This window comes from Pseudomonas sp. TNT2022 ID642 (assembly GCF_028656995.1).
In the GTDB taxonomy this organism is placed as follows: domain Bacteria; phylum Pseudomonadota; class Gammaproteobacteria; order Pseudomonadales; family Pseudomonadaceae; genus Aquipseudomonas.
Map to the genome: position 1 here is coordinate 213,962 of NZ_JAMDGW010000016.1, position 23,158 is coordinate 237,119.

The window sequence follows — 23,158 nt, forward strand, 5'->3', positions numbered from 1 at the left end:
CAGAGAAGCGGGATGAATGCGATGGAGAGATGATTGGCTATTTCTCTGCGAGATAAAACCGGCTAAAAGTGCAGTCTCTTTCAATATTTTTTTGATAATCGAGGCTGAGCATGCTGCGTTTCGACGACTTGCAGTTGTTTGTCCGGGCGGCGGACCTGGGCAGTCTGTCAGCGGCAGCGCGGGTGATGGACATGTCTGCGGCCGTGGCCAGTGCGGCATTGAAACGGATCGAACAGCAACTGGGGGCGCGCTTGCTGGCCCGTTCGACCCGCAGCTTGCGCCTGACAGCCGAAGGCGAAGGCTTTCTCGAATACGCGCGGGCGGCGCTGAGCAATCTTGATGAAGGCCGACGTTTGCTCGCCAGCGGGCAGGAACAGGTCAGCGGCGTTCTGCAGTTGTCGGCGCCTTCGGACTTCGGGCGCAATCTGTTGTTGCCTTGGCTCGACGAGTTCCAGCGCGAGCACCCGAAGCTGACCGTGCGCTTGCTGCTCGGCGACCGCATCGCCGATCTGTTCCGTCAACCGGTGGACATCGCCTTGCGCTATGGCGAGCCGGAAGACTCAAGCCTGGTCGCTTTGCCCATCGCCCCGCAAAACCGCCGCGTGCTGTGTGCCTCCCCGGCGTACCTGGCCCGACACGGCGAGCCGCACCAGCTCGAACAACTGACTCAGCACAACTGCCTGCTGTACATGCTCGGCAGCCGGGTTCATGACCATTGGAGTTTTCACGACGGTAAACGTGAAGTCGGCCTGACCGTCAGTGGCGACCGTTTCAGCGATGACGCCGACGTTGTGCGCCTGTGGGCGCTGGCCGGCGCCGGAATTGCCTACAAGTCGTGGCTGGATGTGGGCGCCGATGTGCTCGCCGGGCGCCTCAAAGTGCTGCTGCCGGAGCTGCTCTGTGAGCGCGCACCGCTGAATTTGTTGTGCGCCCATCGCGCACAATTGAGTAAGCCGGTGAACCTTCTAAGGGAAATGCTCGCCAGTCGATGCGCTGATTTGAGTAGTCAATTTCCCGTTTTTTCGAAAGTTGATCATTAGTCGCAGGTAAATAGAGAAATTTCTGTCAGGAACAATCACCACCTGCGCAGTCCCCGGCGCGGGACGCGGGGGCTAACCCGCTTATACTAGCGCCCGCCTCATGCCAGCACCGACACCCCGGCCCGGAGACCCTCGCAGCGCGTCGCCAGTCTTCGAGTGACGGTCGCGCAACTGCTGCGGGTTCTGTGCCGGAGCAGGCTGCGTCAGTGGCTTGCCTCGCCCCGGTTCATGGCGATTTTCGCGTCTTGGCCGATGACTCATTACCGGCCAAGATGTCTCCGAGCAGTAGACGATACGATTCAACAGGGAGTGAACACATGGAACATGCACCTTGCATCAGCCAGATCGCCACGTTGCTGGCCGACCCCAAGCGCAGCGCGATGATGTGGGCGTTGATGGATGGCTCGGCCCGGCAGACCGAGGAGCTTGCGCTATTGGCAGGGCTGTCGCCGTCGTCGGCCAGTGCGCACCTGGCGCGGCTATCCACGGGTGGTCTGTTGAAGGTCGAAGTCCGTGGTCGTAAACGTTTTTTCCGTCTCTCGGCACCGGAGGTCGGTGCGGCGATAGAAGCATTGGCCAGCGCCACCATCGCCAGTGCGCCGCGGGAAATTCCCGAGGTGTTCAAACGCACCACCCCCATGGCCAAGCCGCAGACCGCGCCGTCCTCGCTGTTGCGTGCGCGTTTTTGCGATGATCATCTGGGCGGTACGCTGGCGGCGGATCTGTATCAGCGGTTGCTCGATGCCGGCTGGATCGAGCAGCTTGAACAACGCGTGGTGGTGACCCACAAAGGCGCGAACCGCTTGGCGGGCCGCGGGGTGTTCATTCAGGCATTGGCTCACCGCAACGTGCAAGTGGCGTGTGCGTGCCCGGACTGGAGCGAACGTCGTCCGCACATGGGGGGCTCACTCGGCGCCGCACTGTTGCAGCTGTTCATGCAGTCCGGTTGGCTGACGCTGCCCAACGACTCTCGGGCCTTGCAATTGACGGCCACCGGCCAACGGGAACTGCATCGATTCGCGAGGGAAACCGAGCTGGAAATGGCCTTGTAGAGCACTCGCAATCGACGCCCGGAACTGCCTCAGCGCTTCTGGCGTCGTCCACGACTGCGAACAGGTCGCATCCAGCACGAACGCCAAGGCGCTATCACGCACACTCGATCCGGGGACATTTCGGATGGGGGAGGCGGCATGGACACTCACGGCTACAGCGCGGCAGAACGCTTGGAACGACTGCCGATCAGCGGTTATCACCGGATCATTTTTATCATCATCGCTCTGGCGTTTTTCTTCGACTCCATGGATCTGGCGATGATGACGTTCCTGCTCGGCTCGATCAAAGCCGAGTTCGGCTTGAGCAGTGCGCAAGCTGGACTGCTCGCTAGTTCGAGCTTTTTCGGCATGGTGCTGGGGGCGTCGCTGTCCGGCATGCTCGCTGATCGCTTCGGGCGCAAACCGGTGTTTCAGTGGAGCATCGTCTTGTGGGGCGTGGCCAGTTATCTGTGCTCGACGGCGCAAACGGTCGAGACGCTGACGCTGTTTCGCATCCTGTTGGGGATTGGCATGGGCATGGAGTTTCCCATCGCCCAGTCGATGTTGTCCGAGCTGATTCCAGCGCAACGCCGCGGTCGTTACATCGCATTGATGGACGGCTTCTGGCCGCTGGGTTTCGTTGCCGCCGGGGTGCTGTCTTACTTCCTGTTGCCGCTGATTGGCTGGCGCGACATCTTTCTGGTCTTGGCGGTGCCGGCGGTGTTTGTGCTGGCGATCCGTTTTTTCATTCCCGAGTCACCGCGCTGGCTGGAGCAGGCCGGAAGACACGAGGCGGCAGACAAGGTGTTGAACGGCATCGAGGCGCGGGTGCGTTCGTCCCTCGGTGGTGCTGCGTTGCCGGAACCGCTGCGCTTGCCGCGCACCGTGACGCCGCCCGGCGATTTCTTTGCGGCGCTCAAGCAGATCTGGTCGCCACAGTATCGTCAGCGCACCACGATGATCTGGAGCCTGTGGTTCTTTGCGCTACTCGGGTTTTATGGGCTGACGTCGTGGCTCAGCGCGTTGCTGCAACAGTCGGGTTTTGCCGTGACGCAGTCGGTGTATTACACGGTGCTGATATCCCTGGGCGGGATCCCCGGATTCCTCATGGCGGCGTGGCTGGTCGAGCGCTGGGGGCGCAAACCGGTGTGCATCGTCACGCTGCTCGGCGGCGGGGTGATGGCGTTTCTGTATGGGCAGAGTGCGGTGTTTGGCGGCAACGTGGCGCTGCTGATCGGCACGGGGCTGTTGATGCAGTTTTTCCTGTTCGGCATGTGGGCGGTGCTCTACACCTACACGCCGGAGCTGTATCCGACGTCGGCGCGGGCAACCGGTTCAGGCTTTGCCTCGGCCATTGGCCGCGTGGGGTCGCTGCTCGGGCCGTTGGTGACCGGGCTGGTGTTCCCGATTACCGGGCAGGGCGGGGTGTTTGCGCTGGGCGCGGCGTGCTTCGCGATAGCGGCGGGGGTGGTGTGGCTGTTCGGGATGGAGACGCGCGGTAAAACCCTGGAAGAGCTGACTGAAACCCAAATCCCAGGCTGAACAAAGAACCCACTGTGGGAGCGAGCCTGCTCGCGAAAGCGGAGTGTCATTAAACGCAAATGTTAACTGACACTCCCGCTTCGCGAGCAGGCTCGCTCCCACATGGGTACTTCGGTGTTGCTTAGGGTTTTACCAGTCGCGCATCCAGGCTGTTCTGCGCCAGGCGCTTGGCCTGATCCTGGGTCATGCCCAAGTGTTCATGCAGCGCGTAGAAGTTCTCGGTCACATAACCACCGAAGTACGCCGGGTCATCGGAGTTCACCGTGACCTTCACGCCACGCTCGAGCATGTCGAGGATGTTGTGCTGCGACATGTGATCGAACACGCAAAGCTTGGTGTTCGACAACGGGCATACGGTCAGCGGGATCTGCTCGTCGATGATCCGCTGCATCAGGCGCTCGTCTTCGATGGCGCGCACGCCATGGTCGATACGCTGGATTTTCAGCAGGTCGATGGCTTCCCAGATGTACTCCGGCGGGCCTTCTTCGCCAGCGTGGGCAACGGTCAGGAAGCCTTCGTGACGGGCACGATCGAACACGCGCTGGAACTTGCTTGGCGGGTGGCCCATCTCGGAACTGTCGAGGCCGACAGCGACAAACGCGTCACGGAACGGCAGCGCCTGGTCGAGGGTTTTCTCGGCTTCTTCTTCGCTGAGGTGGCGCAGGAAGCTGAGGATCAAACCGCTGGTGATGCCCAGTTGCTGCTCGCCATCCTTCAGTGCCGCGGCGATGCCGTTGAGCACCACTTCGAACGGGATGCCCCGGTCGGTGTGGGTCTGCGGGTCGAAGAACGGTTCGGTGTGAATGACGTTCTGTGCTTTGCAGCGCAGCAGGTAGGCCCAGGTCAGGTCGTAGAAATCCTGTGAGGTGCGCAATACGTCGGCACCCTGGTAATACAGGTCGAGGAATTCCTGCAGGTTGTTGAAGGCGTAAGCCTTGCGCAGGGTTTCCACGTCGCTCCACGGCAGGGCGATCTTGTTGCGTTCGGCCAGGGCGAACAGCAGCTCGGGCTCCAGCGAGCCTTCCAGGTGCAGGTGCAGTTCAGCCTTGGGCAAGGCGTTGAGCCAGTCGTACATATTCTTTTCTCATCAGGTGCAATGACGGCATTCTACAGATGCGCGCCGAAACAATTGGCAAAACCTGACCAAGCGATCCATCACACGGCTTCCTGCTCGCGACGATAGGCGTAGGTATCGGCGAAGCGCGAGAGCAGGAATTCGGCGCAGGTGGTGGTCGGATATTTCGCTGGATGCTGTGCGTCCTGACAACCGGGCAGGCATTCGATGCGCGTGTCCGGGTGTGGCTCGGCAAAGAACGGCATCGAGTAGCGGTCGACCCCGAGCGGGCTGATCACCCGGTGCGGGGTCGATCGATAACGGTCGTTGCTCCAGCGCGCCATCATGTCGCCGAGGTTGACCACGAAGGTGCCGTCAATCGGCGGTGCGTCGATCCATTCGCCTTTGACGTTCTTCACTTGCAGGCCACCGGCACTGTCCTGATAAAGCAGGGTGATGCAGCCGTAATCGGTGTGCGCGCCGGCGCCTTGCTGCTCGGCAGAACTGGCGGTGTGGCGCGGTGGGTAATGGATCATGCGCAGGACGCTGACCGGGTCAGCGAAGCGGCTGTCGAAGAAGTCGCGTTCGATGTCGAGGGCGAGGGTCATCGCGCGCAGCAGAGTTTGCGCGAGGGCTTGCATGTCGAGGTAATGCTGTTCCATCAATTCAGCCCATCCTGCTTGCGCGGGATGACGGTTCGGCCCGCGTAACGGTTTTTCTGCGAGCACGTCGGGATGCTCGGCCGGCAGGTGCAGGCCCATGTCGAAGGTTTCTTTCAGGTCGCTGGGTTTGCTCGGGTCGAGTTGCTCGGTAGCGATGGCGCCGTAGCCGCGATGGTGGCGGGTCTGGGTGATGTCGATCTTGAGTTTTTCCGCTGCGGGCAGAGCAAAAAAACGTTGAGTCTGATCAAGCACGGCGTCGATGCGCTGCGCTGAAATCGGGTGGCCCTTGATGTAGAAAAAGCCCCATTCGCGGCAGGCGTGGTCGATTTGTTCGGCCACCGCAGGCCAGGCGTTTTCGTCGTCGCTATAGAGCGGGCTGATATCAATGATCGGAAGCTGATCCATACACAATCCTTGAAAAGTACGAGAGATCGTTCCCACGCTCCGCGTGGGAATGCCTCAATGGACGCTCTGCGTCCGCTTTTGGCAGGGACGCGGAGCGTCCCGGGCGGCATTCCCACGCAGAGCGTGGGAACGATCTGGGTCAGGTGGGTTACTTCGGCATCTCGGCCTTCATGCCTTCAACGTAATAGTTCATCGACGCGAGTTCAGCATTCGTCGCACTCACGCCCGCCGGGATTTTTTCGACGCCGGCCTGATCCTTGATCGGCCCGGTAAACGGCTGCAACGCGCCGCTCTTGATGTCGGCGATGATCTGCTCGGCCTCGGCTTTCACCGGCGCCGGCACCAGGTCGCTGATCGGCAGTTCAACCGTGCCTTCCTTCAGTCCGCCCCAGTAATCCTGAGGTTTCCAGCTGTGATCGATCACGCTCTGCGTCGCCTGAATGTAATGCGGCGCCCAGTCGTTGACGATCGAGGTCAGCACCGCTTTCGGCCCGAAGTGCGCCATGTCCGAGGCGTAACCCACCGCGTACACGCCACGACGTTCGGCGGCCTGAATCGGCGCCGGGCTGTCGGTGTGCTGGAACACCACGTCGACGCCCTGATCGATCAGCGCGTTGGCTGCATCGGCTTCCTTGCCCGGATCGAACCACGAGTTGACCCACACCACTTTGATCTCGGTGCCCGGGTTGTACTTGTTCAAGGCCAGTTGAATCGAGTTGATGTCGCGGATCACCTCGGGGATCGGGAACGAAGCGACATAGCCGATCTTCTTGGTCTTGGTCATCTTCGCCGCGAGGAAACCACCGACGTAGCGACCCTCGTAAGTGCGCGCCAGATAGGTGCCGAGGTTCTTGTCCTGTTTGTAGCCGGTGGCGTGTTCGAAGGTCACCTTGGGAAACTGCTTGGCGACTTTGACAGTGGGGTTCATGTAGCCGAAAGAGGTGGTGAAAATCAGGTCGTACTTGTCCTTGGCCATGTTGCGGATTACCCGTTCGGCGTCGGCACCTTCGGCGACGTTCTCGACGTAGTTGGTGGTGATCTGATTGCCGAATTTCTCCGCGAGTGCCTTGCGCCCCTGCTCATGCTGATACGTCCAGCCGTGGTCACCGATCGGGCCGATGTAAACGAAACCGACCTTCAGCGGATCGGCAGCGCTGGCGCTCAGGCTGATCCCCAGACCGAGGGCGGCGCACAGCAGTTTGTGCAGCGGACGTATTTGCATGAATTGGAGCTCCATTTTGTTGTGTGTGGTCAGGGCCAATGCAAATTGCTGACCAACAGGACAACAAACAAAAAAGATCGCAGCCTTCGGCAGCTCCTGCATGGAAATGCGCAACCTGTAGGAGCTGCCGAAGGCTGCGATCTTTTCAGCGCCAGAACCAACGCAGTGCAAGTCCGCGAGTTCACGCCATCGCTTGGTGCGCTAAGGTGTAACGAAACGTTAGCGCCGCCCCGCAGTCAGTAGCTCATTCGCACTCTTCGGCAAAAGGCCCGTCATGCTCACCATCCTCAAGCAAGAAAGTTTTCTGCTCCTGGCAGTCATCGCCGCGTGCGTCGCCTATCCGCTAGAACACTGGATGCTGCACAGCGGTCAGATCGTCGCGCTGACTGCCGGCCTGGTGTTGATCGCCTTCATCGTCGCCGCCTCGATGCGCGTCGCCCATCACGCCGAATTGCTCGCCGAAAAGGTTGGCGACCCTTACGGCACGATGATCCTCACGCTCGCGGCCGTGCTGGTCGAAGTGGTGATTCTGGCAATCATGATGAGCAACGAAGCGTCGCCCACGCTGGTGCGCGACACGATCTACTCCGCCGTGATGCTCGACATCAACGGCATCCTCGGCCTCGCCGCGCTGATGGGCGGGATCAAACACGGCGAACAGTCCTACAACGACGATTCCGCGCGCAGCTACAGCGTGATGATCCTCACCGCCATGGGCGTGTCGATGGTGGTGCCGGAGTTCATTCCCGAGGTCAACTGGAAGATTTATTCAGCGTTCACCATCGGCGCGATGGTCGTGCTTTACGCGTTGTTTCTGCGCATGCAGGTCGGCCCGCACAGCTACTTTTTCAGCTACAGCTACCCCGACAAACGCCGTAAGAAAGAACCACAGGACGCGCAGGCAAAAGCACCGAGCATCGGTCTGTCGATCGGCATTCTGGTGTTTGGCATTGTGGTGATCGGCGCACTCGCCGAGGTGATGTCGAAGACCCTCGATCTGGGCCTGGAAGGCACGGGCGCACCGCCGGTGATCACCGCGATTCTGGTGGCGGCGATTTCTGCGGCGCCGGAAATTTTGACCGCGTTGCGTGCAGCGCTGGCCAACCGTATGCAGTCGGTGGTGAACATTGCGATGGGCGCGTCACTGTCGACGGTGATTCTGACGGTGCCGGTGATGGAAGCAATGGCCCTGTATACCGGCCAGCCGTTTCAGATGGCGATGACACCGGTACAGACGGTGATGATCTTCATCACGCTGATCGTGAGTGCCATCAACTTGAATGACGGCGAAACCAATGCCATCGAAGGCATGACGCACTTCGTATTGTTCGCGACGTTCATCATGTTGTCCCTGCTCGGCCTTTAAGCCCAGCCGAACCCCCTGTAGGAGCTGCCGAAGGCTGCGATCTTTTGATCTGTTTTTCTAGAAGCAAGATCAACAGATCGCAGCCTTCGGCAGCTCCTACAGAGGTCTGTCGTTGGATCAGGTACCGGCGATCAGCTGGCGCGCCGCTTGGCTGTGATCGGCGATCAGGCCTTTCAGGTCAAGGCCTTCAACCTGGCCATCCACCACGCGCCACTTGCCACCAATCATCACCCGATCCGCCCGATCAGCACCGCACAACAGCAGCGCCGAAATCGGATCATGGCTACCGGAGAAGCGCAGCTCATCAAGCTTGAACAACGCCAGATCCGCCTGCTTGCCCACGGCAATCTCACCAATATCGGTACGGCCCAACAAACTCGCCGAACCCTTGGTCGCCCAGCCCAGCACGCGTTCCGGGGTGATCTTCTCGGCGCCATAACGCAGGCGCTGGATGTACAACGCCTGACGCGCTTCGAGAATCATGTTCGAGGCATCGTTGGACGCCGAACCGTCGACGCCCAGACCAAACAGCGCACCGGCGTCAGTCAGATCGATACTTGGGCAAATGCCGGACGCCAGACGCATGTTCGAACTCGGGCAATGGCAGATACCGGTGCCCGCCTGACCGAGGCGAGCGATTTCGTCCGGGTTGAAATGGATGCCGTGAGCCAGCCAGGTGCGCGGGCCGAGCCAGCCGACGCTGTCGAGATAATCGACGGTGCGCAGGCCGAAACGCTGCAGGCAGAAATCTTCTTCGTCGAGGGTTTCGGCCAAGTGCGTGTGCAGACGCACGTCGAGCTTGTTCGCCAATTCGGCGCTGGCCGACATGATTTCCGGGGTTACCGAGAACGGCGAGCACGGCGCCAGCGCGATCTGGATCTGCGCGCCGTCGCCACGTTCGTGGTACTCGTGAATCAGGCGCTGACTGTCGTCGAGAATCACCTGACCTTCCTGTACGGTCTGCTGCGGCGGCAGACCGCCATCCTTCTCGCCGAGGCTCATCGAACCGCGAGTGAGCATGGCGCGCATGCCCAGTTCACGTACGCTTTCGACTTGCACATCGATGGCGTTTTCCAGACCGTCCGGGAACAGGTAGTGGTGGTCGGCAGCGGTGGTGCAGCCCGACAGCAGCAGTTCGGCCAAAGCGACTTTGGTGGCGAGCGCGAGTTTTTCCGGCGTCAGGCGCGCCCACACCGGGTACAGGGTTTTCAGCCATGGGAACAACGGCTGATTGACCACCGGCGCCCAGGCACGGGTGAGGGTTTGATAGAAGTGATGGTGGGTGTTGATCAGGCCCGGCAGGATCACATGCTCGCGGGCATCGAACACTGCATTGCACGGCGCCGACGGCTGCTGGCCAGCGGCGAGGACTTCGACAATGACACCGTCTTGCACGACAAGACCGCCACGGGCATCGAGCTCGTTGGAGGTGAAAATGGCGAGGGGATTTTTTAACCAGGTACGGGTCGCGGGCATGTTGCCGGCTCCTCTGAAAATGGGGTTCAGGGTTGCCAGCTCAGTGATGCCCTGTCTGCTGATCCAGGGTCGCCGCGGGGGACGAGGTGCGCAGTTTCAAACAAAACGCCGCATCGGGCAAGCCCAACCCGACCGGACAACATCACCAAAATACACAACCACTGTAGGAGCTGCCGAAGGCTGCGATCTTTTGATTTTGTTTTTAAGATCAAAAGATCGCAGCCTTCGGCAGCTCCTACAGGGGAACATCAATTACCAGGGGATCGTTTCGCCCTTGTAATTGATGAAGTGATGCCCGCCCTTGCCGGTGTACGCATTCACCTGATCAATCAACCCACGGGTGCTGGTCTCAACGTCAAGGTCAGCCCCTTCGCCGCCCATATCGGTCTTCACCCAACCCGGATGCAACGACAACACTGTCAGCGTCTGCTCGCCCAATTGCGTGACAAAACTGTTGGTCATCGAATTCAGCGCAGCCTTGCTCGCTTTGTACAACGCCAGCTCCGGCGCGTCCGGCACGGTCACGCTGCCCAGCCCGGAACTCATGAACGCCAGCACACCGCTGCCGTCACGAATCTGTCCGGCAAAACGCTGAGCCAGATTGATCGGCGCCACCGCGTTGGTGAAAAACAACTGACCGACTTCAGCCAGTGTCGCGCCGCCCGGGCTCTGGTCCGCCGGGCCTTTGACCCCGGCGTTGACGAACAGCAGGTCGAAGGTTTCGCCCTTGAGTTGTTGGCTCAAGGCGATCACCGCTTGCTGATCGTCCATGTCGAGCTTCTCGATCCGCACCTTTCCCAGCGCTTGCAGCGCCTCGGCGTTTTGCGGATTGCGCACGGTGGCGGTGACTTGCCAGCCGTCGGCCAGCAGGGTTTTCACCAGACCGAGGCCCAGGCCCCGGGAGGCGCCGATGATCAGTGCGTTTTTTGCAGACATGATGGGCTTCCTTGATGAATGAGGATCATGGATTCAATGGACAGGCCTGACCGAGGCGAAGTTGCAACTCCTGCCGCAGCGTGTCGAGTTCGCGCATACGGGTTTCGATCAGTTGCAGTTTGTCGCGCAGCAACTGCGCCACGGCGTTGTCCGGGTCGGGCGCGTTCCACAACGCGGCAACGCTGTCGCCGATCTCGCCGAGGGTAAATCCCAGACGCTGCGCCGTTTTGATATAGAGCACCAGTTGCACCATCTCCGGCGGATAGTCGCGATAACCGTTGGCACTGCGCTGCGCCGCAATCAACCCGCGCTGCTCATAGAAACGCAGGGTGTCACGGCTGACGGCACTGGCCTGGGCTAATTCACCGATGCGCATGCTGGCTCTCAAAAGGGCTATTGACCCTGGAGCATACTCCAGGCTTTACCGTGGTGGCTCCCTGAATTTCTGGAGCAAGGATGATGTGGACTTCAACGCAGTATCGCAACGTGGTGCGCGGCAGTGCCTGGTATGACCTGATTGTTACGGCAGCGTTTGCCACGCCGTGGAGTTTTGCCGTTTTGCATGGTTTTTTGACCGCGCTGAATTTACCCGGCGAACTGCCAGCGTTTCAGCCTGTGCATATGTTGATGGCAAATCTGTTGGGGTCGGTGGTGTGTGTTTGGGCGGTGCTGCGGATTCGCGATCCGCAGGCGCTTTATGGACGGTATGACGCGGTGGCGCGGTTTCTGTTTGCGGCTTGGCAGGCGTATGCCTTGTTGCACGGCGCCAGTTCGATTCTGATTGTTTTCCTGGTCTTCGAACTGGCGTGGGGCATTGCTCAGGTGCTGCCTGTGAGGGCCTCATCGCTGGCAAGCCAGCTCCCACAGTGTCCGAGTAGTGCGCAAAATTTGTGATCAGCACTAAACCTGTGGGAGCTGGCTTGCCAGCGATGGGGCCATTGACATCACTACATTAATGCCCCGCCTGCCAAGGCTGCCCAAGCGACACCGGCGCATACAACCGCGTGCGCAACGCATCCCGCGACAACAACACCAGCACCACAATCGTCGCGACATACGGCAGCATCGCCAGCAAACTCGACGGAATCGCCAGCCCCAACCCCTGCGCCACCAAATGCAGGATGCTGGCGAGGCCAAACAGGTACGCGCCGAGCAACAACCGCCATACTCGCCAACTGGCAAATACCACCAGCGCCAAGGCGATCCAGCCACGCCCGGCGGTCATGTTTTCCGCCCACATCGGCGTGTACGCCAGCGACAAATAAGCCCCGGCCAACCCGGCCATCGCCCCGCCAAACAGCACCGCCAACGTGCGCACGGTCAACACCGGCAGCCCCATCGCACTGGCCGCATCGGGATTTTCTCCGACCGCTTGAATGATCAACCCGACACGACTTTTGACGATCACCCACGCCACCAGCGCAAACAACGCGAACGACAGATAAACCAGCAGATCCTGGGCAAACAGCATGCGCCCGATCAACGGAATGTCACTCAGATAAGGAATCGCCAACGGCTCAAAACCGGCCAGCGGTTTGCCCACCCAAGCCGCGCCGACAAAGGTCGACAGCCCGACACCAAAAATCGTCAAGGCCAAACCGGTCGCCACCTGATTGGCGTTGAACACCAGCGCCACCAAGGCAAACAGCGACGACAGCAACATCCCTGCGAGCATCGCCAGCAACACGCCGAGCCACAGGTTGCCGCTGTTCAGCGCAACGATAAAACCGATCACCGCGCCAAACAGCATCATCCCTTCCTGCCCAAGATTGAGCACGCCGCTCTTCTCGCAGATCAGTTCCCCCAGCGCCACCAGCAACAGCGGTGTGCCGCAACGCACCATGGCGTAGAAAATATTGCTCAACAGATCGATATCCATCACAGCGCTCCGGCAGTTACGGCGGTGGTCGAAGTGCGCCGTACCCAACGCATATTCAAACGTGGCCGATAGAGGATCAGCACGTCACTGGCGAGCAGGAAAAACAGCATCATTCCCTGGAACAACTGGGTGATCGCTTGCGGCAGATTCAGGGTCATTTGCGCGCTCTCGCCACCGATGTACAACAGCGCCATCAACAGGCTGGAGAACAGAATCCCGATCGGATTCAGGCGCCCGAGGAACGCCACGGTGATCGCCGCATAGCCATAACCCGGTGACACCTGCGGCACCAATTGGCCGATCGGCCCGGTGACCTCGCAGACACCCGCAAGCCCCGCCAAGCCGCCGCTGATCAACAGTGCCAGCCAGATCAAGCGCTTCTCGCGAAAGCCGACAAACCCTGCGGCACGCTTGTCCAGCCCAAGCACTTTGATCTGGAAACCGACAAAGCTTTTCTGCAACAACACCCACACCACGACCAGCGCGAGCAGGGCGAAATACACCCCGGCATGCACGCGGCCATCCTCCATCAACAACGGCAAACGACTGGCGTCGCCGAACATCGCCGACTCGGGAAAGTTGAAGCCGGCGGGATCTTTCAACGGTCCGTGCACACAGAACAGCAGCAAGTTAAGCGCGATGTAATTGAGCATGATGCTGGTGAGGATTTCGTTGGCATTGAAGCGCGTGCGCAACCACGCGGTCAGCCCGGCCCACGCCGCACCAGCGACGGTGCCGGTGAGCAGAATAAATACCAGCGCCCAACGACTTTGCATGCCGATGATGTTCACCGCCAAGGCACTGCCGGCGAGCGCGCCGAGGAGTAATTGGCCTTCGGCGCCGATGTTCCAGATTCGCGCCTGGTACGCCACGGCCAACCCCAGTGCGCAAAGCAGAATCGGCAGCGCTTTGACCAGCAATTCGGAGACGCCATACAAATCGCTGACCGGCGCGATCAGCAGCGTGTGCAAGGTTTGCAGCGGGTCATGGCCAAGGGCGATAAACAGCAGCGAGCCGCAACCAAGCGTCAGCGCTGCCGCCAGTAACGGCGAGCACCACAGCATCAAGCGCGATTGCTGGCCACGGGGTTCGAGGGAAAGCAGCATGTGGAAAACTCCGTTAAACCGTGGCGGCTGAAGGTGAATGATCGAACTGGCCGGCCATCCAGCCGCCGACGTCGCTGAGTTGGGTATCGCCCGTGTTGTGCAGCGCCGACAAACGTCCACCGCACAACGCGCCGAGGCGGTCGCTGATCTGGAACAGTTCGTCGAGGTCTTCGGAAATCACCAGAATCGCCGCGCCCGCATCGCGTAACGCAATCAACGCACGGTGAATGGTCGCGGCGGCGCCGACGTCGACGCCCCAGGTCGGGTGCGCAGCGATCAGCAGTTTCGGTTGCTGGAGAATTTCCCGGCCAAGGATGAATTTCTGCAGATTGCCGCCGGACAAACTGCGCGCGGCGGTTTGCGTGTCCGGGGTTTTCACGCCGAAACTCTGAATGATCTGTTGGGCGAGGGCTTCGACTTTGCCGCGTTCAATCAAACCGTGGCTGACCAAGCCTTGCTGGAACGCGGTAAGCAGAGCGTTATCGGCCAGACTCAATTCCGGTACCGCGCCGTGGCCGAGGCGTTCGGCAGGCACGAACGCCAAACCCAGTTTGCGACGCGCATCGGGACTTAAGTCGGCGACGTGTTGCTCTGCGAATCGAATGGTCGCGGCTTGCGCCCGAGGCAAGGTTTGTTCGCCACTGAGTAGGGCGAGTAACTCATCCTGACCATTGCCCGCGACCCCTGCGATACCGACGATTTCACCGCTGCGTACTTGCAGATTAATGTCCGCCAACGAGCAACCAAACGGGTCCGGGTTATGCCAACTCAATCCGCTCACCCGCAAAAATGCCGCGCCGCCGCTGACCTTCGGATAATCGCCAATCAACGCCGCCGCTTCCCCCACCATCATCTGCGCCAATTGCTGATCCGAGCATTCGGCAGGCACGCAATGTCCGGCGACACGCCCGCCGCGCAGAACCGTCGCGCTATGACACAACGCGCGCACTTCACCAAGCTTGTGGCTGATAAACAGAATGCTGCAGCCTTCGGCAGCGAGGCGGCGCAGGGTGATGAACAACTCGTCGGCCTCCTGCGGTGTCAGTACCGAAGTCGGTTCATCAAGGATCAGCAGGCGAATGTCCTGCATCAGGCAACGAATGATCTCCACCCGTTGCCGCTCGCCGATCGACAGGCTGTGGACAAGTCTTTCGGGTTCCAGCGCCATGCCGTAACGGCGTGACACTTCGCGAATCTTCGGCTCCAGTTGTTTCGGCGTGCCGGCCACCGCACCCATCGCCAAGGCAATGTTCTGTGCCACGCTGAGGGTTTCGAACAGCGAGAAATGCTGGAACACCATGCCGATGCCTAACTGCCGCGCTTGTGCCGGGTTGCGGACATTCACCGGCTGACCTTGCCAGAGCATCTCGCCGGCATCGGCCTGGGTGACGCCGTAGATAATTTTCATCAAGGTACTTTTGCCGGCGCCGTTTTCACCGAGCAGGGCATGGATTTCCCCCGGCGCAATGCTCAGGTCAATGGCGTCATTGGCCAGACAGCCGGGGTAGCGTTTGCTGATATGGCGCAATTGCAGGCACGAAGTAAGAGGGGCGATTGGCATGACAGGCTCGACTTGCTTGGAGTTGTGCCTGTGGATAAAGCAATTTCCTGGCCATTGAGTCAGGAACGCGAGCGGGCCGCGTGTGCGAGTGCCTGAAGCAGAGCATTGCCTGCAAAACTGGCTGGGCTCACGGCACCAATTCAGAGCAAAGCCGTTGAACGGGCTCCAGTTTTGCCCGTCGGCAACTGATCAAAAAACGAGCAAACCCCTGTGGAGTAGGCAGGACTTGCGACTGCGCCAGCCATGAACGGGTTATCCACAGGTTGCTCCACAGTTATTGTGCGCAAGCTGCAAACCCGGGCATAAGCACTGCGGTGCTTTCTTCTAATGGTGATAAACCGCGCTAACCCACTGTTTATGTTTGAAATTTTTGTTTCGTCGGGTGAATTGAACGAAAAGTGAACAAACCGCGCAAAGCCACGTGACAGAAGGGTTACAGCAGAATGTACTCAGGTTATCCACAGTCGGGTGCACAGCAGATGTGGGCAAGTCTGTGGAATAAGGAAATTCGGGATCGCCCCAAAAGATCGCAGCCTTCGGCAGCTCCTACACGAAAACGCCGATACCGGGATCAACCACAAAACTCATGACAAACCCGGATCCCTGTAGGAGCTGCGGAACGCTGCGATCTCTTGATCCTGCTTCACCGCTGCAACAAAATCCGCCCACGGCTCAAATCCGCTAGCTGGGTTTGCAAGACATCGATTTGCGCCTCACCCACCGCTAACTTCAACTCGACCCCGTTCGCCGTGAAGTTTTCTTCCACTACCAATCCACCCAAGTCCGCAACCCGCAACTTCACCAGCGCCAACTCGGCAAACCCGCAGGCGCAACTTAGCGGCACGCGGCTGATCAACTCGACCTTGGCCGCGGTCTGCAGACACTTGTTCGCACCACCGCCATAAGCCCGGGCCAAACCGCCCGTGCCGAGTTGAATACCGCCGTACCAACGGATCACCAACACCGCGACCTGATCGCAATCCTGCGCTTCGATCGCCGCCAGAATCGGTCGCCCGGCCGTGCCGCCCGGTTCGCCGTCGTCATTGCTGCGGTATTGATCGCCGAGTTTCCACGCCCAGCAATTGTGCGAGGCGTTGAAATCGCTGTGTTGTTCGAAAAACGCCTGGGCCTCGGCAGGGCTGCCGATCGGCGTGGCGAATGTGATAAAGCGGCTTTTGCGAATCTCTTCGCGGTACTCGCAAAAACCGCTGAGGGTGAAAGGCATAAACGTCTTATAGAGGAGGAGTGAGGCCGCAGCCTTTGAGAATGATGCGGATCAGGTTGTTGCCAGCGTCTTCCATGTCCTGTTTGGTCAATTTGCTGCGACCACTGACGCGGCAGATCTGTGTGGCGAAGTCGGCGTAATGCTGGGTGCTGCCCCACAACAGGAAGATCAGGTGCACCGGATCGACCGGGTCCATTTTGCCCGCATCGATCCACGCCTGAAACACCGCCGCACGGCCAGTGAACCAGGCGCGGTAGTCCTGATTGAAATATTCCGTCAGGCATTCGCCACCGCTGATCACTTCCATCGCAAAGATTCGCGAAGCTTGCGGCTGACGACGGGAGAATTCCATCTTGGCGCGGATATAACGGGTCAGCGCTTCGGCCGGATCGTCTTCGGCCGTGAGCGTATTGAAGGTGCTGTCCCACAGCTCGATGATGTTGCTCAGCACCGCCACGTACAACCCAAGCTTGTTGGTGAAGTAGTAATGCAGGTTGGCCTTAGGCAACCCGGCATTCTGGGCGATGGTGTTCATGCTGGTGCCTTTGTACCCGTGACGGGCGAACTCGTCTTCGGCGGCTTTGAGGATGGTCTCTTCGTTTTTCTGACGAATGCGGCTGGCGGGTTTGCCGCCATGGGCTGGGACTTCAAAGGTCATAGGCACTTCCGGGTTTGTCTGTGGGTGCAACCAGTTGCGTTGATAGCGCACCCACAGGCATCCGACAAGTCCTTGCGCAATAAAACCGTTACGCCTGTTCGATCTTGTTCAGCGGCGTAGGCACTTCAACGGTCTCGGTTTTCGACTCCGGCAGCAACAGGCAAAGGATGATCGCGGTCAGGCCACCGCTGGTGATCGCCGAGTCAAACAGGTTCTGCACCAGTTTCGGCAGCAGGTGCAGCAGGTTCGGTTGCGCGGCGATGCCCAGGCCGACGCCGAACGACGTGGCGATGATCAACATGCTGCGTCGATCCAGCGGCGACTGCGCGAGGATGCGCACGCCGGCAGCGGCCACCGCACCGAACATCACCAGGGTCGCGCCGCCGAGCACCGGTTTCGGAATCTGTTGCAGCACCGCGCCGATCATCGGGAACATACCGAGACAAAACAGGATCGCGCCGATGTACAAACCGACGTAGCGACTGGCAACGCCGGTCAACTGGATCACGCCGTTGTTCTGCGCGAACGTGGTGTTGGGGAAAGCGCTGAAGGTCGCGGCGATCATGCAGCTCACGCCGTCACCGAGCACGCCACCGCGCAGGCGACTTATATAAGAAGGGCCGCTGATCGGCTGGCGGGCGAGCATGCAGTTGGCGGTGAGGTCGCCGACGGTTTCGATGGTGCTGATCAGATAAATCAGCGCGACCGGCAGGAAAGCCGTCCAGTCGAAGTTGAAGCCAAACTTGAACGGCGTAGGAAAACTCACCAGCGGCAAGTCAGGCAATGGCTGCGGCAGCAGTTTCCCACTGAACCACGCGGCGAGGCTGCCGAGCAGCAAACCGATGATGATCGCCGACAAACGTACCCACGGCGTATTGGAGCGGTTGAGCAGAATGATCGTCAGCAGAACGAACACGCCCAGCGCCAGATTGCCCGGCGCACCGAAGTCCGGCGCATTGAAGCCACCGCCCAGATCGGTGATGCCGACCTTTATAAGGCTGATGCCGATCAGGGTGATAACGATCCCTGTCACCAGCGGCGTAACGACTCGACGCAATTGACCGATGAAACGGCTGAGAACGATCTGCACCAGCGCGCCAAAAAAGCACACACCGAAGATCATCGCCAGAATGTCTTCCGGGCTGCCGCCACGTTGCTTGACCAGAAACCCCGCCGACAGCACCGCGCCGAGAAAGGCAAAACTGGTGCCTTGCAGACAGATCATTCCCGCGCCAATCCCGAATGGCCGCCGCGCCTGAATAAACGTGCCGACGCCCGAAACCATCAAGGCCATGCTGATCAGGTACGGCAAATGCGCGGTCAGCCCGAGGGCCGAGCCGATCACCAACGGCGGGGTGATGATGCCGACGAAACTGGCGAGCACGTGTTGCAGCGCCGCGAGTGTCGCGGCGAGTGGTTTGGGGCGGTCGTCGAGGCCGTAGATCAGGTCGCTGGACGGTGCGGAATCTGGCTGCATGGCTTAGGGCTTCTTGTTGAAGGATCGGGGTTGATCCTGCTTTGCAAAAAGCTGTCCACTTGCTCAGGTTATTTGTCGAATTTGTTGCTAAGGCCCAACGCTGGCGGGCCTCGGAGGATTTTCAACGCGTCGCCGCCAGACTCTCCAAAAAGCTTTCCAGCACCAAATGAGGGCGCCGCCCCTTGCGCGTGACCGATGCGAGGCTCAGGTCGTAGAAACGCGTTTGCGATTTCAGCGCACGCAAGCGCCCCTGTTGCACCCAGAGACTGGCGTAGTGATCCGGCAGGTAACCGATGTAACGTCCGGTCAAAATCAGAAACGCCATACCCTCACGGTCAGAAGCACTGGCCGTGCAATTGAGCGCCTGATAATGCGCCTGAATCTCCGCCGGCAAACGGAACGTCGGCGCGATCGCGTCCTGACTGTTAAGGCGTTCGTCATCGAGCTGTTTGTCATCCACGTAAAACAGCGGATGACCCACCGCGCAATAAAGCAGCGAACGTTCGCTGTACAACGGTTGATACTCCAGCCCCGACAACGCACTGGCCTGCGGCACCACACCGACATGCAGTCGCCCATCGAGCACGCCTTGTTCGACTTCATTCGGCGCAATCATGCGGATTTGAATCTGCACATCCGGCCCGCGCTCCTTCAACTGGGCGAGGGCGTGGGTGATACGCATGTGGGGCAGGGTGACGAGGTTGTCGGTCAGGCCGATGATCAACTCACCACGCAAATGCTGGTGCAAGCCATTGACCTCGGTGCGGAAACTTTCCAGCGCACTCAATAGTTGCAGTGCCGACTGATACACCTCGCGACCTTCTTCGGTCAGCGAAAACCCGGCGCGCCCGCGCTGGCACAGACGCAAACCGAGGCGCTGCTCCAGATCGCTCATCTGCTGACTGATCGCCGAGCGACCGATGCCGAGCACCGTCTCCGCCGCCGAGAAGCCGCCGCACTCCACCACGCTGCGAAAAATCCGCAGCAGGCGAATATCAAAGTCACTGACCTGGGCCAGCGGATCGGGACGGCGGCTGCTCATCTTGTTGTTCTCATTGTTTAGCAAAGTTCTAACTGAAGGTTAGAAGAGTTGAATTTCACCGACTTTATCGCCGTGGCAATTTAGCTGCAACAACGCTTTCTATCTCCCTGACGCTTATGCCCTGCGAGGTTTTGCCCGATGAACATGCCTGAAAACGCGCCGTCGCCACTGGCCAGCCAATTGAAGCTGGACGCGCACTGGATGCCGTACACCGCCAACCGTAACTTTCAGCGCGACCCGCGTTTGATCGTTGGTGCCGAAGGCAGCTGGCTGATCGATGACAAGGGCCGCCGGGTATATGACTCGCTGTCCGGTCTGTGGACGTGCGGCGCAGGCCACACCCGCAAGGAAATTCAGGAAGCGGTCTCCAAACAGTTGGGCACCCTCGATTACTCGCCGGGCTTCCAGTACGGCCACCCGTTGTCGTTCCAGCTGGCCGAAAAAATCACCGAGCTGACTCCGGGCAACCTCAACCACGTGTTCTTCACTGACTCGGGTTCCGAGTGCGCCGACACCGCGGTGAAAATGGTCCGTGCCTACTGGCGCCTCAAAGGTCAGTCGACCAAAACCAAAATGATCGGTCGTGCCCGTGGTTACCACGGCGTGAACATTGCCGGCACCAGCCTCGGCGGCGTCAACGGCAACCGCAAGCTGTTCGGTCAGGCGATGATGGACGTCGATCATTTGCCGCACACGTTGCTGGCCAGCAACGCTTTCTCCCGTGGCATGCCGGAGCAGGGCGGTATCGCTTTGGCCGATGAGCTGCTGAAGCTGATCGAACTGCACGACGCTTCGAACATCGCCGCGGTATTCGTTGAACCAATGGCCGGTTCCGCTGGCGTGCTGGTGCCGCCGCAGGGTTACCTGAAACGTCTGCGCGAAATTTGCGATCAGCACAGCATTCTGTTGGTGTTCGACGAAGTGATCACCGGTTTCGGCCGTACTGGCAACATGTTCGGTGCCGACACCTTTGGCGTGACACCGGATCTGATGTGCATCGCCAAGCAAGTCACCAACGGCGCGATCCCGATGGGCGCGGTGATTGCCAGCTCCGAGATCTACCAGACCTTCATGAATCAGCCGACCCCGGAATATGCCGTGGAATTTCCGCACGGCTACACCTACTCGGCGCACCCGGTGGCTTGCGCCGCTGGCCTGGCGGCACTCGATCTGCTGCAAAAAGAAAACCTGGTGCAGAGCGTCGCGGAAGTCGCGCCGCATTTCGAAAACGCGCTGCATGGCCTGAAAGGCTCGAAGAACGTTATCGACATCCGTAACTTCGGTCTGGCCGGCGCAATCCAGATTGCCCCGCGTGACGGTGACGCCATCGTGCGTCCGTTCGAAGCCGGCATGGCCCTGTGGAAAGCCGGGTTCTACGTGCGCTTCGGCGGCGACACCCTGCAGTTCGGCCCAACCTTCAACAGCAAGCCGCAAGACCTCGATCGTCTGTTCGACGCGGTCGGCGAAGTGCTGAACAAGCTCGACTGATTTTTCCTTCTATATATACCTACAAAAACGGGTACTCCTTGACGGGGGCCCGTGGACAAGAATTCAGGAGTTTTCGATGAGCGTTATCCCGCATTTGATCAATGGCGAACTGGTGACCGAGAACGGTCGCGCGGTTGATGTGTTCAACCCGTCTACCGGTCAGGCTATCCACAAGTTGCCACTGGCCAGCCAGGCAACCATCCAGAAAGCCATCGATGCCGCCAAGGCTGCGTTCCCGGCCTGGCGCAACACGCCACCCGCCAAGCGTGCCCAAGTAATGTTCCGCTTCAAGCAACTGCTGGAGCAGAACGAAGCACGCATCTCGCAATTGATCAGTGAAGAACACGGCAAGACTCTCGAAGACGCTGCCGGTGAACTGAAGCGCGGCATCGAGAACGTCGAGTTTGCCTGCGCAGCGCCAGAAATCCTTAAGGGTGAGTACAGTCGCAACGTCGGCCCGAACATCGACGCATGGTCGGACTTCCAGCCGCTGGGCATCGTTGCCGGGATCACCCCGTTCAACTTCCCGGCCATGGTGCCGCTGTGGATGTACCCGTTGGCGATCGTTTGCGGTAACTGCTTCATCCTCAAGCCGTCCGAGCGCGATCCAAGCTCGACACTGCTGATCGCTCAGCTGCTGCTGGAAGCCGGTCTGCCGAAAGGCGTGATGAGCGTGGTGCACGGTGACAAGACTGCGGTGGACGCGCTGATCGAGGCGCCGGAAGTCAAAGCGCTGAGCTTTGTCGGTTCGACGCCGATCGCTGAATACATCTATGCCGAAGGCACCAAGCGCGGCAAACGCGTTCAGGCACTCGGCGGCGCGAAGAACCACGCAGTGTTGATGCCGGATGCCGATCTGGACAACGCGGTGAGCGCACTGATGGGCGCGGCCTACGGTTCTTGCGGTGAACGCTGCATGGCGATTTCGGTTGCCGTTTGTGTAGGCGATCAAGTGGCCGATGCGCTGGTGGCGAAACTGGTACCGCAGATCCAGGCGCTGAAAATCGGTGCCGGCACTTCGTGCGGTCTGGATATGGGGCCACTGGTCACCGGTCAGGCGCGCGACAAAGTCAGTGGTTACGTTGATGACGGTGTGGCGGCGGGCGCGACCCTGGTGGTCGACGGTCGTGGTTTCAGCGTGGCCGGTCATGAAGAAGGCTTCTTCCTCGGTGGCTGCCTGTTCGACAACGTCACTCCAGAAATGCGCATCTATAAAGAAGAGATCTTCGGCCCGGTCCTGTGCATCGTTCGCGTGAACAGCCTGGAAGAGGCAATGCAACTGATCAACGATCACGAATACGGCAATGGCACCTGCATCTTCACCCGTGACGGTGAGGCGGCGCGTCTGTTCTGCGACGAGATCGAAGTCGGCATGGTTGGCGTCAACGTGCCGCTGCCGGTGCCGGTGGCTTACCACAGCTTCGGCGGCTGGAAGCGTTCACTGTTCGGCGACCTGCATGCCTATGGTCCGGACGGTGTGCGTTTCTATACCCGTCGCAAGGCGATCACTCAGCGCTGGCCGCAACGTGCGAGCCATGAGGCTTCGCAGTTCGCCTTCCCTAGTCTGTAAATAGAAGGGGATTGCAGAGAAGGCCGACCTCATTGAGGTCGGCCTTCGCGTTTTCGGGGATTTTTGACCGATGTGACAGAATTATGAAAATAGGTGTTGACGGCAGATTTCAGATGTCTATAATTCGCCCCACTTCCGGCGCAGTCGAAACGGAAAACTCCTTGAGATTCAATGAGTTATGTAGGTTTCGGCAGTAGGTTGCTTCAGTTCATCGAAGCCGAAAGGAAGTTGAAAAAGAGGTGTTGACAGCAGCGTGTAACGCTGTAGAATTCGCCTCCCGCTGACGAGAGATCGGAAGCGCAAGTGGTTGAAGTTGTTGAAGAATTCTTCGAAAACTTCTGAAAATAATCACTTGACAGCAAATGAGGCTGCTGTAGAATGCGCGCCTCGGTTGAGACGAAAGATCTTAACCAACCGC

The 23,158-nt window shown here is 59.7% G+C and carries 20 protein-coding genes; 7 read left to right on the plus strand and 13 right to left on the minus strand.

Annotated features, from left to right (window positions below; all coding sequences use genetic code 11):
* The first annotated feature begins 110 nt into the window (after positions 1-110).
* From M5G26_RS17335 to M5G26_RS17345, 3 genes are all read left to right on the plus strand, one after another.
* A complete protein-coding gene (locus M5G26_RS17335; protein WP_038360692.1) occupies positions 111-1,040 on the plus strand; it encodes a LysR family transcriptional regulator in 930 nt (309 codons plus the stop codon).
* A 317-nt stretch (positions 1,041-1,357) separates the two neighbouring features.
* Positions 1,358-2,092: an ArsR/SmtB family transcription factor gene (locus tag M5G26_RS17340; RefSeq protein ID WP_038360695.1), complete on the plus strand. Its 735-nt coding sequence runs from the start codon at positions 1,358-1,360 to the stop codon at positions 2,090-2,092.
* 138 nt (positions 2,093-2,230) lie between these two features.
* Entirely contained in the window at positions 2,231-3,613 is a 1,383-nt protein-coding gene (locus M5G26_RS17345) for an MFS transporter (protein WP_273916050.1), read from the plus strand.
* 121 nt (positions 3,614-3,734) lie between these two features.
* Here the strand turns inward: M5G26_RS17345 and M5G26_RS17350 are convergent, their stop codons facing one another.
* The 3 genes from M5G26_RS17350 to M5G26_RS17360 all read right to left on the minus strand — a co-directional run bounded on the left by M5G26_RS17350 (position 3,735) and on the right by M5G26_RS17360 (position 6,956).
* Complete coding sequence (locus M5G26_RS17350) at positions 3,735-4,688, minus strand: adenosine deaminase (protein WP_095047396.1); 954 nt, start codon at positions 4,686-4,688, stop codon at positions 3,735-3,737.
* Positions 4,689-4,768: 80 nt separating this feature from the next.
* A complete protein-coding gene (locus M5G26_RS17355) occupies positions 4,769-5,734 on the minus strand; it encodes a 2-oxoglutarate and iron-dependent oxygenase domain-containing protein (RefSeq protein WP_273916051.1) in 966 nt (321 codons plus the stop codon).
* A gap of 148 nt (positions 5,735-5,882) precedes the next feature.
* Positions 5,883-6,956 (minus strand): BMP family ABC transporter substrate-binding protein, encoded by a 1,074-nt coding sequence (locus tag M5G26_RS17360; protein WP_150731324.1) that lies wholly within the window; start codon positions 6,954-6,956, stop codon positions 5,883-5,885.
* Positions 6,957-7,230: 274 nt separating this feature from the next.
* On the opposite strand from M5G26_RS17360, the gene M5G26_RS17365 reads away from it, so the two are divergent.
* A complete protein-coding gene (locus M5G26_RS17365) occupies positions 7,231-8,322 on the plus strand; it encodes a calcium:proton antiporter (protein ID WP_273916052.1) in 1,092 nt (363 codons plus the stop codon).
* A 117-nt stretch (positions 8,323-8,439) separates the two neighbouring features.
* On the opposite strand, the gene M5G26_RS17370 is transcribed toward M5G26_RS17365, so the two are convergent.
* The 3 genes from M5G26_RS17370 to M5G26_RS17380 all read right to left on the minus strand — a co-directional run bounded on the left by M5G26_RS17370 (position 8,440) and on the right by M5G26_RS17380 (position 11,110).
* The gene (locus tag M5G26_RS17370) at positions 8,440-9,798 is read right to left on the minus strand and encodes an 8-oxoguanine deaminase (protein WP_273916053.1); all 1,359 of its coding nucleotides are present in this window, start codon (positions 9,796-9,798) and stop codon (positions 8,440-8,442) included.
* A 252-nt stretch (positions 9,799-10,050) separates the two neighbouring features.
* Positions 10,051-10,737: an SDR family oxidoreductase gene (locus M5G26_RS17375; RefSeq protein WP_273916059.1), complete on the minus strand. Its 687-nt coding sequence runs from the start codon at positions 10,735-10,737 to the stop codon at positions 10,051-10,053.
* A 22-nt stretch (positions 10,738-10,759) separates the two neighbouring features.
* Positions 10,760-11,110 (minus strand): MerR family transcriptional regulator, encoded by a 351-nt coding sequence (locus tag M5G26_RS17380; RefSeq protein WP_064118443.1) that lies wholly within the window; start codon positions 11,108-11,110, stop codon positions 10,760-10,762.
* 83 nt (positions 11,111-11,193) lie between these two features.
* Between M5G26_RS17380 and M5G26_RS17385 the strand changes: the two genes are divergently transcribed.
* The gene (locus M5G26_RS17385; RefSeq protein ID WP_134175662.1) at positions 11,194-11,628 is read left to right on the plus strand and encodes a hypothetical protein; all 435 of its coding nucleotides are present in this window, start codon (positions 11,194-11,196) and stop codon (positions 11,626-11,628) included.
* A gap of 58 nt (positions 11,629-11,686) precedes the next feature.
* On the opposite strand, the gene M5G26_RS17390 is transcribed toward M5G26_RS17385, so the two are convergent.
* From M5G26_RS17390 to M5G26_RS17420, 7 genes are all read right to left on the minus strand, one after another.
* Entirely contained in the window at positions 11,687-12,613 is a 927-nt protein-coding gene (locus M5G26_RS17390) for an ABC transporter permease (RefSeq protein ID WP_134175660.1), read from the minus strand.
* Entirely contained in the window at positions 12,613-13,719 is a 1,107-nt protein-coding gene (locus M5G26_RS17395; protein ID WP_273916054.1) for an ABC transporter permease, read from the minus strand. Before M5G26_RS17395 ends, M5G26_RS17390 begins: the two co-directional genes overlap by 1 nt.
* Before the next feature lie 13 nt (positions 13,720-13,732).
* Positions 13,733-15,280 carry an ABC transporter ATP-binding protein gene (locus tag M5G26_RS17400; RefSeq protein ID WP_273916055.1) on the minus strand — a complete coding sequence of 516 codons (1,548 nt, stop codon included), beginning with the start codon at positions 15,278-15,280 and terminating at the stop codon, positions 13,733-13,735.
* A 643-nt stretch (positions 15,281-15,923) separates the two neighbouring features.
* Positions 15,924-16,505 (minus strand): IMPACT family protein, encoded by a 582-nt coding sequence (locus M5G26_RS17405; RefSeq protein ID WP_038360728.1) that lies wholly within the window; start codon positions 16,503-16,505, stop codon positions 15,924-15,926.
* Between the two features lie 7 nt (positions 16,506-16,512).
* Positions 16,513-17,163, minus strand: a complete 651-nt coding sequence (locus tag M5G26_RS17410; protein WP_016987357.1) for a TetR/AcrR family transcriptional regulator — start codon at positions 17,161-17,163, stop codon at positions 16,513-16,515.
* 88 nt (positions 17,164-17,251) lie between these two features.
* Positions 17,252-18,640 (minus strand): uracil-xanthine permease family protein, encoded by a 1,389-nt coding sequence (locus M5G26_RS17415; RefSeq protein WP_273916056.1) that lies wholly within the window; start codon positions 18,638-18,640, stop codon positions 17,252-17,254.
* A gap of 121 nt (positions 18,641-18,761) precedes the next feature.
* Positions 18,762-19,682, minus strand: a complete 921-nt coding sequence (locus M5G26_RS17420) for a LysR family transcriptional regulator (RefSeq protein ID WP_007914725.1) — start codon at positions 19,680-19,682, stop codon at positions 18,762-18,764.
* Between the two features lie 138 nt (positions 19,683-19,820).
* On the opposite strand from M5G26_RS17420, the gene M5G26_RS17425 reads away from it, so the two are divergent.
* Together M5G26_RS17425 and M5G26_RS17430 are read left to right on the plus strand one after the other, a co-directional pair.
* On the plus strand, positions 19,821-21,170 hold the full coding sequence (locus M5G26_RS17425) for an aspartate aminotransferase family protein (RefSeq protein ID WP_034154752.1): 1,350 nt from the start codon (positions 19,821-19,823) through the stop codon (positions 21,168-21,170).
* A 76-nt stretch (positions 21,171-21,246) separates the two neighbouring features.
* Complete coding sequence (locus M5G26_RS17430) at positions 21,247-22,740, plus strand: CoA-acylating methylmalonate-semialdehyde dehydrogenase (protein WP_038360740.1); 1,494 nt, start codon at positions 21,247-21,249, stop codon at positions 22,738-22,740.
* Positions 22,741-23,158: the final 418 nt, after the last annotated feature.